The organism is Flavobacterium sp. 103, from assembly GCF_003096795.1.
Classification (GTDB): Bacteria; Bacteroidota; Bacteroidia; order Flavobacteriales; family Flavobacteriaceae; genus Flavobacterium.
In genome coordinates, this window is the sequence record NZ_QENX01000001.1 from 4,027,501 (window position 1) to 4,041,108 (window position 13,608).

The following is a 13,608-nucleotide window of genomic DNA, read 5'->3' on the forward strand; positions in this document are numbered from 1 at the left end:
TATTGCGGCGGGGCTCACCTCTTCCCATCCCGAACAGAGTAGTTAAGCCCGCCTGCGCAGATGGTACTGCAGTTATGTGGGAGAGTATGTCGCTGCCTTTTTTTACAAAACCCTTCATCAATTTGATGAAGGGTTTTTTGTTTTACAACAGTTTTAAATGAACAGATTTTTTGATGTTTTTTCAATCTTATTCTAAAGAGATGAAGACGTAAAAGAAGCGTGAGAATTAAAACAATGATTGGATGAACTGAATTTTCAGCGAATAGTTAATAGAATTTAGAAAAGTTATAATATATAGTGTCTTATATTGTCTTAATTTTTTATTTTGTGTAGGTATTTCGGTTAAATTAACATTTTTTATAGGCGTAAAATTGCAATGATTTATGAAAACATAAGCTACTGTTGTTATTAAAGATGTTATGTGTGCGAGAGGGATAGAAGCAAGCTACCGAAGTAGCGCGAATAGCCCGACCGTATTTTTAGAAAGTGCCGTATAAGTGCAAAGTAGATTTGGCTCTTTCCAAAAATGGGGTCTCGCCCTAATTTCTTGCATCAATAGATAAATATGCTTATTTTGAATTTTATTTATTGGCTGTAATGTAGTTTTAAAATATTTTATGCTTTAAAAATGTAAAAAAATGGTTTATTTTTACAGTAAAATAATTTAAAAGTTAATAGAATGGATTGGATTACCGCCAAAGAATTTGAAGATATAACCTATAAAAAATGTAATGGTGTTGCTAGAATCGCATTTAACAGACCTAATGTGCGCAATGCGTTTAGACCAAAAACAACATCTGAATTATACCAAGCTTTTTATGATGCGCAAGAAGACACATCTATAGGAGTGGTTTTGCTTTCTGCAGAAGGGCCATCTTCTAAGGATGGTGTGTATTCTTTTTGCAGTGGAGGAGATCAAAATGCCCGTGGACATCAAGGTTATGTTGGGGATGATGGACAGCATCGTTTGAATATTCTTGAGGTGCAACGATTAATACGCTTTATGCCAAAAGTGGTTATAGCTGTTGTTCCGGGTTGGGCAGTTGGCGGTGGACACAGTTTGCATGTGGTTTGCGATATGACTTTGGCTAGTAAAGAACATGCTATTTTTAAACAAACTGATGCCGATGTAACCAGTTTTGATGGAGGATACGGTTCAGCTTATCTTGCCAAAATGGTCGGGCAGAAAAAAGCACGTGAGATTTTCTTTTTGGGACGTAATTATTCGGCTCAAGAAGCTTTTGAAATGGGTATGGTTAATGCCGTTATTCCGCACGCGGAGTTAGAAGACACTGCTTACCAATGGGCTCAAGAAGTTTTAGGTAAATCTCCTATGGCTATCAAAATGTTAAAATTTGCTATGAATCTTACAGATGATGGTATGGTGGGACAACAAGTGTTTGCGGGAGAAGCAACAAGATTGGCATATATGACCGAAGAGGCCAAAGAAGGTAGAAATGCATTCTTAGAAAAACGTAAACCGAATTTTGAAAAAAAATGGCTGCCATAAGAAAAGTTTAAAGGTTTAAAAGTTTCAGGTTTTAAGTTTCACATTTGTGCTGAAACCTGAAACTTGAAATCTGAAACAAAAGTTATAAATGGAAGATTTTACAAACGAAACTATCGATACTACGCAACTTCCAAAATATGAGGAAGTTGAATTCTCTGTTTTGCATCCCAATTATTGGAAAGTTATTTTGATAAGCCTATCGGTTTTCTTTTTGATTACTGGAATTGGTTTAGGACTTGCATTATATTTTAATGAGGAATTAGCTGTGTTTATTACGGAATTGAGTATAGCTTATGTTGTTTTGTTGCTCATTGTGCTTTTCTTTTGCAGATTGGGTTTCAAGAAAAAAGGTTTTGCATTTCGTAATCATGATGTGTTGTTCAGACATGGAATAATTGCGACGAATACTCTTGTAATTCCATATAACAGAGTGCAACATGTAGCTTTACATGAAGGGTTATTATCCCGATTTTTTGGTTTGGCAAAAATAGAAATTTTTACTGCTGGTGGTAGCTCCAGTGATATTGAAATTCCTGGAATTGCTAAAGAACAGGCCGAAAATATCAAACAGCTTTTGATGGGTAAAATTCAAAAACAATTGTGATGGAGGAGGATTTCGGTAAGCCTCAGCGACAGTCCATTGTGGGGATTTTTGTAATGTTCATTTATTCTATTCAGGGTTATGCAAAAGCATTTTGGCCTTTATTGGTAATTTGTATCCTTAAATTTAATGAGTTTGATAAATTAAATGTATTAATAGGTGTATTGATTGTTTTGGCTTTTTTTTCTATTATGGGAATTATATCCTATTTAAGATACTTGAACTTCACATTTTATATCGATCACGAAAATAATGAGTTTATTATAACTGAGGGTATTTTAAATAAAACTATAACAACTATCCAGCTTTATAAAATTCAGCAAGTAAATGTCAATCAGTCTTTAATCCAAAGATTAGTAGGTGTCTATGAATTGGTTGTCGATACAGCAGGTTCTAATAAAAAAGAGGGAAGTATCAAGGCAATTTCGCACGCTTTGGCGTTGGACCTAAAAGCTCGGTTATTGGAAAATGAGAGTAAAAAGGCTTTGGTTTTTCATGATGACATCACCGCTTCAGATGAAATTTCAATTGAGAAAAGAAGCGATGTTGAAATTCCGTTTATAAAGATCAGTTTTTTGAGTTTATTGAAAATTGGAATTACCTCAAATTATGTAAAAAGTTTTTTTGTTTTGTTGGCTTTTTTTATTTCGCTCTATGATCATATTAAACAAATTACAGGAAAAGATGTTTTAAATGATCAAAATATTGAGGATTACGTAGACAGAAGCCAGATTGCGACAGCATTTTTAGCATTATTTATCGTTTTCTTTTTGACGGTAATTGTCATTAATTTGGTAAGAACTATTTTTACTTACTTTGATTATAAAATTGCAAGACAAAAAGGCTCTTTGTTACTGTCTTATGGTTTGTTGAATACTAAAAGTACTATTATAAAGCCAGAGAAAGTTCAAATTACAAGTGTTACACAGAATTTTTTCCAAAAGAAAATGAATGTTTTACAGCTAAAAATAAAACAGGCAACTGGTGGAGAAAAAGAAGGCAATAAACAGCTTATCGAAATTCCAGGTTGTAACGAATTAGAAAAAGAGGGAATTCTGAAACTGTTATTTAAAAAAATTCCTGAAAAGGGAGTAATGTTAAAGCCTAATTTTAGAAAACTCGGTTTTTCTGTTTTTCTAACAATTGGATTGCCATTATTAGGGTTCTATTTTATTAGAGATTTCATAATGGAACAATTGCCCATGAGTGATTATTTAGTATTGTTGTATGTTATTTTTGTTGGAATTATTCAATTTTATATATTCAAAAACAACCGACTCTACATAAACAATGACTTCATAATCTTGCAGAGTGGTGCTTGGGATGTTACGAACAAAATTATTTTACCCAGTAAAATTCAGGCGATTACAACTTCTCAACTATTTTGGCATAAAAATATCAATATTGGATCATTAACTTTGCATACTGCTGGAGGGAATATTAGTTTTCAATTGGGTAATTTTACAGCTATAAAACAATACGTTAATCTTTGGTTGTACGAAATGGAAACTTCCGATAGTAATTGGATGTAAAAAATAGTTTCAAGTTTCAGGTTTCATGTTTGAAGCTTGAAAATAGGAGACTTTAAACTTTAAACAAAAAATATGAAACACTGGATTGAAGCAGCAAGATTAAGAACATTACCATTATCAGTTTCTGGAATTATAGTAGGAAGTATGTATGCATTGGCAAACCCTACCGAGAATGTACTTACACCAACAGAAGTTTTTAATTGGGAAATTTTTGCTTTTGCCTTATTGACAACTTTAGGGTTACAGGTACTTTCTAATTTTGCCAATGATTACGGCGATGGAGTTAAAGGAACCGATAATGAAGATAGAGTAGGGCCAAAACGTGCAATCCAAAGCGGTGTGATAACGCCACAAGCGATGAAAAAAGCACTTGTGATTACTTCTGTACTAACTTTGGCTTCTGCAATATTCTTGATTTATGTTGCTTTTGGTGAAACCAATCTTGTTTATTCCTTATTTTATTTAGTATTGGGAATTTTGGCGATTGCTTCAGCGATTCGTTATACAGTGGGAGCTTCGGCTTATGGATATCGTGGATATGGAGACATTTTTGTTTTTGTATTTTTCGGTTTAGTAAGTACTTTGGGAGTTAATTTCTTGTATTCAAAACAATTAGATTTGGTACTTATTTTGCCAGCTATGGCAATTGGATTATTAAGTGTAGGAGTTCTGAATTTAAACAATATGCGTGATCAAGCTTCGGATGCCAAATCTGGAAAGAATACTATGGTGGTCAAAATGGGTGCCGATGCAGCCAAAAAATATCATTATTTTCTAATCGTTACCGCAATGGTTTCAGTAGTTGTTTTTGCTATTTTGGAAGATTTCCGTTTTGATCAATATTTGTTTTTACTAGCATATATTCCGTTGACCAAACATTTAATCACGGTTTCTAAAAACCAAGATCCAAAACTACTTGATCCAGAATTAAAGAAAGTGGCATTGAGTACCTTTTTGCTTTCGATATTATTATCTTTATGTATGATTTCTTTAATTTCAGACATCATTGTGAATGTTTTCTTGGGAGGAAGGTAATTTTATAATTTTTGCAATATTTTAATTTTAAATCTAAAATAAAATGAAAATAACATTCTACGGTCACGCCTCTTTAGGAATTGAAGTTGGTGGTAAGCACATCCTTGTGGATCCTTATATTTCGGCAAATCCAAAAGCCGCACATATTGATATTAATACGCTAAAAGTAGATTTTATCTTATTGACTCACGCACACGGAGATCATATTCTGGATGTTGAAGCAATTGCAAAACGTACCAATGCAGTGATTGTCTCCAACGCTGAAATAGCTGGATATTATGGAAAAAAAGGTTTTCAATCACATCCTATGAATCACGGTGGAAGCTGGAATTTTGATTTTGGGAAATTAAAATATGTAAACGCCATTCACTCTAGTTCTTTTCCGGACGGAAGCTATGGTGGGAATCCTGGTGGTTTTGTAATCGAGGGTGAACATAAAAACATCTACATTGCTGGCGATACTGCACTTACAATGGATATGAAGCTCATTCCGATGCGAACCAAACTCGATTTGGCGATTTTGCCTATTGGAGACAATTTTACAATGGATGTCGATGATGCCATAATTGCTTCCGATTTTATCGAATGCGATAAAATTCTAGGTTATCATTACGATACATTCGGATATATCGAAATCAATCACGAGGAAGCCATCAAGAAATTTTTTGATAAAGGAAAAGATTTGATGTTGCTTGAAATAGGCAGTTTTATCGAATTATAATTAGGAGCTATTTCCTGCTATTCGCTACAATCTTGTGAGCCGAACCCCGGCTCACAAGGATTTTTCCTTCTATCAGGGCTAGGGCATTCCTTTATTTAATATCTTTTATTTTAAAGAAAGATCAATATTTTCATAATGAAGAAAAAATATTTTCTATTATTTATTGCACTTCAATTCTCCATCAACGCCTTCTCGCAACAAGATGGTTATTGGGATAAAGACAGATCCACAACCAAAGAAATAAACGTTTCGGCAAGAGATCGAATTATTATCAAAACCGAAGATTTACCGCTCGGTACTACCGAAATCGTATATAGAATCACACTTTTGGACGAAAATCAGCAACTGGCAAGCAGTTTGGTTTCTGTCTTAAAATCAATTCCCGATCCAACTGGAATCAGTCAGGGTTCTGCTGGAGCCGTTTTTGTCTTGTCAAAAATTTCTGGTGACGATAAATGTACTTATGCTATTTTTTCTGATGATAAATTAGCTGCAGAATATAAAGATTCGGGAAAAACTCTCGAATCCTGTTTGATTCAGGACGAACCTGTCAGTAAAGATGCCAAACGTCTTTCTGTTGATAAATCAAGTTGTCTTAACGGAAATTCTACCGTTTTATGGTTTGGTTTTGAAAGCAAGAACTGGATTATGAAGCAAAAAATTATTCTGGAAGTCGTGCCTTGGGTAGATAAAAAATTAAGCCGAGGATGGAGTTTGGATAACCGAAAATCCATTATTGATCAATGTAAAACCTCCAATTTGGCTCAAAAAATGGTTAATTCGGATAACTTTTGCGTATGCGTATTAGACAAAATTCAAACTAAGTACAAATACCAAGAGTTTCAAAAATTATTACCGGTAGAACGTTCCAAAGTTTTTAAAGATGCTGGAGATAATTGTTTTGGCGAAACGAGCACCTCTAGTGCGGTTTATGCCGACTTGCGTAAAGAAGCATCACTTTTGATAAAAAAGGGCAAATATGGTGATGCAATTGAGAAATTAGGGGTAATTATAAATGATGGTAAAGCTACAGTTCTGGATTATAATGCAATTGGGAGCAGTTATCTTTTGACCAAACAATACGGAAAGGCTTTAAAATACCTCAAAGATGGTGAAAAACTTGATGATACTGAGTTGTTGATTCAATTGAATTTAGCCCACGCCTATTTGCTAAATGATAATTACAAAGAAGCCAAAAAAATCTACAAGAAATACCAAAATCAAAACGTAACCGATAGCTTGAGTTGGACTCAAAAAACAGAACAAGATATTCTGGCTTTCAAAAAAGCAGGAATTCAGAACGAGGATTTTGAGAAAGTGCAGAAATTGATGAAAGAGTAAGCGATAGTTGGCAGTATTCAGTTTGGAGTGAGCAGTATTTTGTTTGCGATAATTTAATTTTTAGTATTCATTAAATCTAAAATCTAAAATATGATAGCGTCTTATCATAAATACATTCTAAACTTCAAACGTCCATCAGGAACTTCCCGTGGTGTAATGACCGAAAAAGAGACTTGGTTTATTGTTTTGGAGCAAAATGGTAAAAAGGGGATAGGTGAGTGTGGAATACTAAGAGGGCTGAGTATTGATGACCGTCCCGATTATGAGGAAAAATTGAAATGGACTTGCGTCAATATTCATCTCGGGAAAGATAAACTTTGGGATGCTTTATTAGAGTTTCCTTCAATACAGTTTGGAGTCGAAATGGCGTTCCTGTCTTTGGCTAGTGAAACTCCTTTTTTACTTTTTCCTTCAAGCTTCACAAATGGTGCAAAATCAATCGAAATAAATGGGTTGGTTTGGATGGGAAAAGAGGCTTTTATGAAGCAACAAATCGAAGAGAAATTAGCCGATGGTTTCCGATGCATTAAACTCAAAATTGGTGCCATAGATTTTGATAAAGAACTGCAATTATTGCGTTTTATTAGACAACATTTCACTGCGGAACAAGTCGAAATACGAGTTGATGCAAACGGTGCTTTTGCTTTAAATGATGCTTTATTTAAATTAAGTCAATTATCTGAATTTAAACTACATAGTATTGAGCAGCCGATTCAAAAAAACAACACTGACAGTATGGCAGAGTTGTGTAAAACGACACCTTTTCCTATTGCATTAGATGAAGAACTGATAGGAGTGTTTACAGCTGTTAAAAAAGAAGAATTGTTACTCAAAATAAAACCGCAATACATCATTTTGAAGCCTAGTTTTGTGGGTGGATTTCAGGGTACTCAAGAATGGATTTCCTTGGCTGAAAAACACAATATCGGATGGTGGATTACTTCGGCTTTGGAAAGTAATATTGGATTGAATGCTATCGCTCAATGGACATTTACATTGAATAATTCAATGCCACAAGGATTAGGAACAGGGGCATTATATACCAATAATTTTGATTGTCCATTACTGGTTTCTCAAGGACAATTATGGTATAGTAGTGAATTGGATTGGAATTTGGAAATTGATGCTTTTTAGGTCTTTAAACAAAAAAAAATAAAACGTATTAAAAGTAAAAAGCACAAAACAGATATTGTTTTGTGCCTTTTACTTTTAGTATAATTAGAATTCTGATATTAGTAAGGTAGTACTCTTTTGTTTTTTGTTTCTTCCAAAAGTTCGGCTACTGCTAAATAAAAAGCACTGCTACCACAAATTACACCAATCATACCAGCAACAGGAGATAAAGCTTCAATTCCGGTAAATTTTTCTATAGCCAAAACGAAAAACAAAATGGTTAATGATAAAAAGACAAATTGCTGTACTTTGCTGCCACCCCAAGTTCCCCACCACATAAAAGCAGTAAAAATCCCCCAAAGAGTTAAATAACAACCGAAAAATGGTGCAGGAGTTGTTCCAGCCATTTCAAATCCAGTATTTGGTAAAAGCCAAATTCCGACCAAAGAAATCCAGAAAAAACCATAGGAAGTAAAAGCAGTTCCTGCAAATGTTTTTCCGTTTTTATATGATAGTATTCCGGCAATTATCTGTGCCAATCCTCCATAAAAAATGCCCATTGATATGATAACGGCACTTACCGGGAAAAATCCCAAATTGTGGATATTTAATAAAATTGTGGTCATTCCAAAGCCCAAAAGGCCTAAAGGTGCTGGATTAGCTGTTTTGTTCTCCATTTTTGGTTTGTTAGTAGTTAATAAAGGTTAATTATAGCATGATGGTTGAATGCTTATTGGTGTAAAAATAACATTTATTGTAGGATTTCCTATTTTTGTAGAATTGATTTTTTAGGCATCTAAATCCAAGCCAAAAGTGGTTCTCAATAATTCAATATTTGGATTGATTTCCAGAAGTCTGTTGTAACGATCCTGGTCAGTAAAGCTTCTTCTTATTTCGATGCTTTCATTTACATTCACTTCGATGGTAATGTCGTGATTGTGTAAATGACCACGCAAATGTCCTAAAAGACCAATCATTTCCTTTTCAAAATCTAATTTTGATCCCTCATTCGGAAGTTCAAAAGTGATGCTGGTACCGTCTAATTTTGGATCATTGATCAATAATAAGGATTCCATTATTTTGAATCCTTTTTCTCCTAAACGCTGAGCATATTTAGTCCATTGCAAAAGCATTTCGGTTTCTGTAAAAGCCTCAGAAGGTAAATTGGTGTTTTCTTCCTTTACAAATCCTTTTAAGTTTTCTTCCAAAGATTTTTTGGCTCGAATACTGGAAAGTGATAAAGCTGAAAACTTAACTTCGTTGTTTGAAGGTGTTGAAACTGCAGGATTTGGAATCTGAGGTTTTTCTTCAGCAACTGCAATTGGTTTTACAGTTTCAATCTTTTCATTTTCATTGGAATTGCCATTGACATTGCTTTCTTTTTTAACAGCTTCAACTATAGAGTAATCTGCAGCTTTTCTAAAATAAGTAGGCGGAATTATAAATTGCTCAACTTTTTTTTTTCTCCATCATAAGTGATAGAGGCTAGTTGCATCAAGCAAAGTTCGACAAGAAGTCGTTGATTTTGACTGGCTTTATATTTTAAATCACAATCGTTGGCAATATCGATTCCTTTCAACAAAAAGTACTGACTACATTTTTGAGCCTGAATTCCGTACATTTTTTGAGCTTGTTCTCCAACCTCAAGTAGTACAAGTGTTGCAGGTGTTTTGCTTACCAATAAATCTCTGAAATGTGTGGCTAATCCTGAAACAAAATGATGACTGTCAAAACCTTTAGCAAGAATATCGTTAAACGCCATCAATAAATCTGGGATTTTGTTTTCCAGAATTAAATCGGTAACGTTAATATAGGTTTCGTAATCTAAGACGTTTAGATTCTCGGTAACGGCCTGACGGGTTAAGTTATTTCCGCAAAAAGAAACTACTCTGTCAAAAATAGACAAAGCATCACGCATAGCGCCATCCGCTTTTTGAGCAATAATATGTAGTGCATCATCTTCAAAAGCGACACCTTGACTGGTTGCAACATCAGCAAGATGTTCTTTAGCATCTTTTACGGTGATTCTTTTAAAGTCAAATATCTGACAACGCGATAATATCGTTGGGATAATTTTATGTTTTTCTGTTGTTGCCAAGATAAAAATGGCGTGTTTTGGCGGTTCTTCCAATGTTTTTAAAAAAGCATTAAAAGCAGCAGAAGATAACATATGAACCTCATCAATGATATACACTTTGTATTGTCCGGTTTGTGGAGGAATACGAACTTGATCTATTAAATTTCGGATATCATCAACTGAATTGTTGGAAGCAGCATCTAATTCGAAGACATTAAAAGCAAAATCTTCGTTGGGATCATCATAGCCTGGCTGATTTATTTTTCGAGCCAAAATACGAGCGCAAGTTGTTTTTCCAACACCACGAGGTCCAGTGAATAATAGAGCGGAAGCTAAATGGTTGTTTTCTATGGCATTAAGTAATGTATTGGTAATCGCTTTTTGTCCCACCACATCTTTAAATGTTTGGGGACGGTATTTACGTGCCGATACTACAAATTGTTCCATAGGTTTTTTTATTCGAAAGCAAATATAGGACTTGAAAAATCAAAAAGCAAGAACCAAAATTTTAATTTTTTAAGCTTATAGTTTTCTTGTCAAAATGCCATTCGAGTACGATTTTCGAACTACATTTGTGTATTTCACTTACATTTTTAATTATTATAACGAGTATTTAGGCTTTTCAAAGACAATCAGAACATTTTATTAACATTCTTTATAAATTTACTTCTATATGATTACTAATAAGTTGGTTACAATTGTTGGAGGAGGATTGGCAGGGCTGACGGCAGCAATACATTTGTCAAAAATTGGTTTACAAGTTATTGTTATAGAAAAAAATGAATATCCAAAGCATAAAGTTTGCGGCGAATACATTTCAAATGAAGTTTTGCCTTATCTGAATTGGCTTTCGCTGGATATTTCAGAATTAAATCCTACTCATATCTCAAAATTGGATTTTTCAACCCCAAATGGAAAATTAATCAATTGTGATTTACCACTTGGTGGATTTGGTGTCAGTAGGTTTGCATTGGATGCGTTTTTATGTAAAAAAGCTATCGAAAATGGGTGTGAAATTGTTCAGGACAATGTAGATGATATCGTTTATAAAAACGGCTTTTTTACTGTTTCGACTTTAAAGAGTCGAATCATTACTTCTGAAATTGTTATTGGAGCCTTTGGAAAAAGATCTAATATTGATCAGAAATTAAAAAGAGGGTTTATTCAAGAAAAATCACATTGGTTAGCTGTGAAAGCCCATTATTCAGGTGAATTTCCTAATGATTTGGTGGGTTTACATAATTTTGAAGGAGGGTATTGCGGTGTTTCAAAAGTCGAAAATAATGCTATTAATATTTGTTATTTGGCAAGTTACGAGTCATTCAAGAAATACAAAAGCATTGAGGAGTTTCAGAGTCAAATAGTAAATAATAATCCTCATTTGAAACAGATTTTTGATACGAGTAAAATGCTTTTTGAGACTCCATTGACGATCAGTCAAGTGTCATTTGATAAAAAAGCAAGCGTAGAAAATCATATTTTGATGATTGGGGATACTGCGGGTTTAATCCATCCCTTATGTGGTAATGGTATGGCGATGGCGATTCATGGTGCCAAAATAGTTTCTGAGTTGATTGGTGATTTTCATACAGGCAAGATAAAATCGCGAGAGGAATTGGAGAAAAAGTACATTGCGGAATGGAATGCTAATTTTAAAAAAAGATTGGGAATTGGTCGTGTTTTGGCTTTTATACTGCAAAAACAAAAAGTCTCGGCTTTTTTGATGAAAATAATGATTGAATTCCCGTCTTTAATGCCATTTATTATAAAGCAGACCCACGGGAAAGTAATTGCCGTGAAATGATTTGAATAAAAAAGCAATTGCAATGTATGTTCTAAAAATAATTTTGTAAAAATATTCTTGAAAGAATACTTGGTGTTTAACGGATAAGATTTTAAGTAAAAATCATACTCTGTTATGTATAAAACAAGTTATGGAGCTTTTAAGTATCATTCCCCAAATTGATAAATCTGAATATTTTAATTTTTTGTAAAAATGCAAATGAGGTTTGTTTCAAATTCTCACTATTGCGCAAAGATGATGCCCCTAAATCATTTTTAAATATTGTTAACACTGCCTACAACTAAAGCTATTCATAGATTCATATGTAATTGCTGTGGAAAACGTAACAACCAAAAAATCAAAATAAAATGAAAACATCAATTTATTTACTATTAGTATCGGGTATGTGCTATGCGCAAACTTCTACAACTACAGTACATTTCTATTACGGAACGTCACAAATAGCTGGAAGTGAAATGACGTTCAATATACGAGGCACAGAATCTTCCTATATTGGCGGAGGATTTAGCGGAGCACTAAATCAGAAAAAATCCGATGGTACCATCGCATACGGACATATAAGTGAATCAGAGATGCAATATGCTACCAAATCATTAAATGAGGAATGGTGCTCAATTTATGGTGTAGGCGGTACCGGATTCATTAGAAAAGTGTTAATCAAATACAAAGCAGGATTGTCTGTTTATAACAAAAAAATAACATTCGATAATGGTCAGTTAATATACAATAAAATTGATAAAGTATTGTATAAACCTCTTGTTGGCGTTGGAGCAATGTATGAAATTAATAAAGATTTTGGTGTTGAAATAGGCGTGGATACCTTCAATAAATTCACTGGTGGATTTGCAGTGTTATTTTAAATAAAAAGCGCAAAAAATCACCTCAAAAAATACTAATTAAGAAAGAAATCATATACGATTCGGTATTTCGGAAGAATTTTGATATGTCTAAAATTAAGATCGTCATGTAACTGAAATAATAGAGTTACAATGAGAAGCATTCATTTTGCACAATTGTAGTTTTTAATGATTTTTGTGCTTGGCCGAATTTTTTTTTCATAACTTACAAGCGATTAGAGCGCTTATGGCAAAAAAAGCAATTGAATTTAATTTTGAAATAATTAAAAATTAATGCTTGTAAACACAGAACATCGGACCGGTAATCCTGAAATAATGGATGATTTTACTTTGGAGGGAGATGCTTTGAAATTAGCATTGGATAAAATAGCGCAAATAAACCAACTTTTAGGAGGGAACCGATTGACTTTGAAAGGTGTTGCGAAATTATTAAAAAATGAATCCAATTCAAGCCCGGTCACAATTGTAGATGTTGGTTGCGGTAATGGGGATATGTTGCGAAAATTAGCCGATTTTGGTTTTCAGAATAATCTAAATCTGGAATTGATAGGGGTTGATGCAAATCCATTTACCGTGAATTACGCTATCGATTTGTCTAGAAATTACCCCAATATTAAATACCGATGTGAGGATGTTTTTAGTCAATCTTTTAATGAGTTAAAGTTTGATATATTACTTTGCACCTTGACTTTACATCATTTTAGTAATGATGAAATCATTGAATTATTAACGATATTCAATAGAAATTCCAAACTAGGTTTTGTTGTGAATGATTTACATCGCAATTCAGTTGCGTATCGATTATTTCAGGGATTTTGTTTTGTTTTTCGAATGAATAAAATGTCACGGGAAGATGGCTTGACCTCTATATTGAGAGGTTTTAAAAAAGACGAGCTGATTGCATTTTCGGAAAATTTGAGATTTAAAAAATACAGTATTCAGTGGAAATGGGCTTTTCGCTACCAATGGATTGTGGAGAAATAAAACGATGTTGATTTTTGAAATTTAGATAAACCC

General features: G+C 33.7%; 13 protein-coding genes and 1 rRNA gene (1 of these 14 only partly in view). 11 read left to right on the forward strand and 3 right to left on the reverse strand.

Annotated features, from left to right (window positions below; genetic code table 11):
- From rrf to C8C85_RS17070, 8 genes are all read left to right on the forward strand, one after another.
- Window positions 1–101 (forward strand): 5S ribosomal RNA (rrf, locus tag C8C85_RS17035); it begins 9 nt to the left of the window's first position.
- 578 nt (window positions 102–679) lie between these two features.
- Window positions 680–1,510, forward strand: a complete 831-nt coding sequence (locus C8C85_RS17040; protein ID WP_116798084.1) for a 1,4-dihydroxy-2-naphthoyl-CoA synthase — start codon at window positions 680–682, stop codon at window positions 1,508–1,510.
- 88 nt (window positions 1,511–1,598) lie between these two features.
- Complete coding sequence (locus C8C85_RS17045) at window positions 1,599–2,114, forward strand: PH domain-containing protein (protein ID WP_116798085.1); 516 nt, start codon at window positions 1,599–1,601, stop codon at window positions 2,112–2,114.
- On the forward strand, window positions 2,114–3,643 hold the full coding sequence (locus C8C85_RS17050) for a PH domain-containing protein (protein ID WP_116798086.1): 1,530 nt from the start codon (window positions 2,114–2,116) through the stop codon (window positions 3,641–3,643). Before C8C85_RS17045 ends, C8C85_RS17050 begins: the two co-directional genes overlap by 1 nt.
- A gap of 72 nt (window positions 3,644–3,715) precedes the next feature.
- On the forward strand, window positions 3,716–4,678 hold the full coding sequence (menA, locus tag C8C85_RS17055; RefSeq protein ID WP_116798087.1) for a 1,4-dihydroxy-2-naphthoate octaprenyltransferase: 963 nt from the start codon (window positions 3,716–3,718) through the stop codon (window positions 4,676–4,678).
- A 43-nt stretch (window positions 4,679–4,721) separates the two neighbouring features.
- Complete coding sequence (locus tag C8C85_RS17060; protein ID WP_116798088.1) at window positions 4,722–5,399, forward strand: metal-dependent hydrolase; 678 nt, start codon at window positions 4,722–4,724, stop codon at window positions 5,397–5,399.
- A 135-nt stretch (window positions 5,400–5,534) separates the two neighbouring features.
- Window positions 5,535–6,740: a tetratricopeptide repeat protein gene (locus C8C85_RS17065; RefSeq protein ID WP_116798089.1), complete on the forward strand. Its 1,206-nt coding sequence runs from the start codon at window positions 5,535–5,537 to the stop codon at window positions 6,738–6,740.
- A 90-nt stretch (window positions 6,741–6,830) separates the two neighbouring features.
- Window positions 6,831–7,874, forward strand: coding sequence for an o-succinylbenzoate synthase (locus C8C85_RS17070; protein ID WP_116798090.1), 1,044 nt, complete (start codon window positions 6,831–6,833; stop codon window positions 7,872–7,874).
- Window positions 7,875–7,972: 98 nt separating this feature from the next.
- Here C8C85_RS17070 and C8C85_RS17075 read toward each other — a convergent pair whose 3' ends face one another.
- The 3 genes from C8C85_RS17075 to dnaX all read right to left on the reverse strand — a co-directional run bounded on the left by C8C85_RS17075 (window position 7,973) and on the right by dnaX (window position 10,377).
- Window positions 7,973–8,530 (reverse strand): acetate uptake transporter, encoded by a 558-nt coding sequence (locus tag C8C85_RS17075; protein ID WP_116798091.1) that lies wholly within the window; start codon window positions 8,528–8,530, stop codon window positions 7,973–7,975.
- A 111-nt stretch (window positions 8,531–8,641) separates the two neighbouring features.
- Complete coding sequence (locus tag C8C85_RS17080; protein WP_243412128.1) at window positions 8,642–9,061, reverse strand: DNA polymerase III subunit gamma/tau; 420 nt, start codon at window positions 9,059–9,061, stop codon at window positions 8,642–8,644.
- Window positions 9,062–9,291: 230 nt separating this feature from the next.
- Window positions 9,292–10,377, reverse strand: coding sequence for a DNA polymerase III subunit gamma/tau (gene dnaX / locus C8C85_RS17085; protein WP_116798092.1), 1,086 nt, complete (start codon window positions 10,375–10,377; stop codon window positions 9,292–9,294).
- A gap of 226 nt (window positions 10,378–10,603) precedes the next feature.
- Between dnaX and C8C85_RS17090 the strand changes: the two genes are divergently transcribed.
- The 3 genes from C8C85_RS17090 to C8C85_RS17100 all read left to right on the forward strand — a co-directional run bounded on the left by C8C85_RS17090 (window position 10,604) and on the right by C8C85_RS17100 (window position 13,575).
- A complete protein-coding gene (locus tag C8C85_RS17090) occupies window positions 10,604–11,734 on the forward strand; it encodes an NAD(P)/FAD-dependent oxidoreductase (protein WP_116798093.1) in 1,131 nt (376 codons plus the stop codon).
- A 347-nt stretch (window positions 11,735–12,081) separates the two neighbouring features.
- A complete protein-coding gene (locus tag C8C85_RS17095; RefSeq protein ID WP_116798094.1) occupies window positions 12,082–12,594 on the forward strand; it encodes a hypothetical protein in 513 nt (170 codons plus the stop codon).
- A gap of 270 nt (window positions 12,595–12,864) precedes the next feature.
- A complete protein-coding gene (locus C8C85_RS17100; RefSeq protein ID WP_116798095.1) occupies window positions 12,865–13,575 on the forward strand; it encodes a methyltransferase domain-containing protein in 711 nt (236 codons plus the stop codon).
- Window positions 13,576–13,608: the final 33 nt, after the last annotated feature.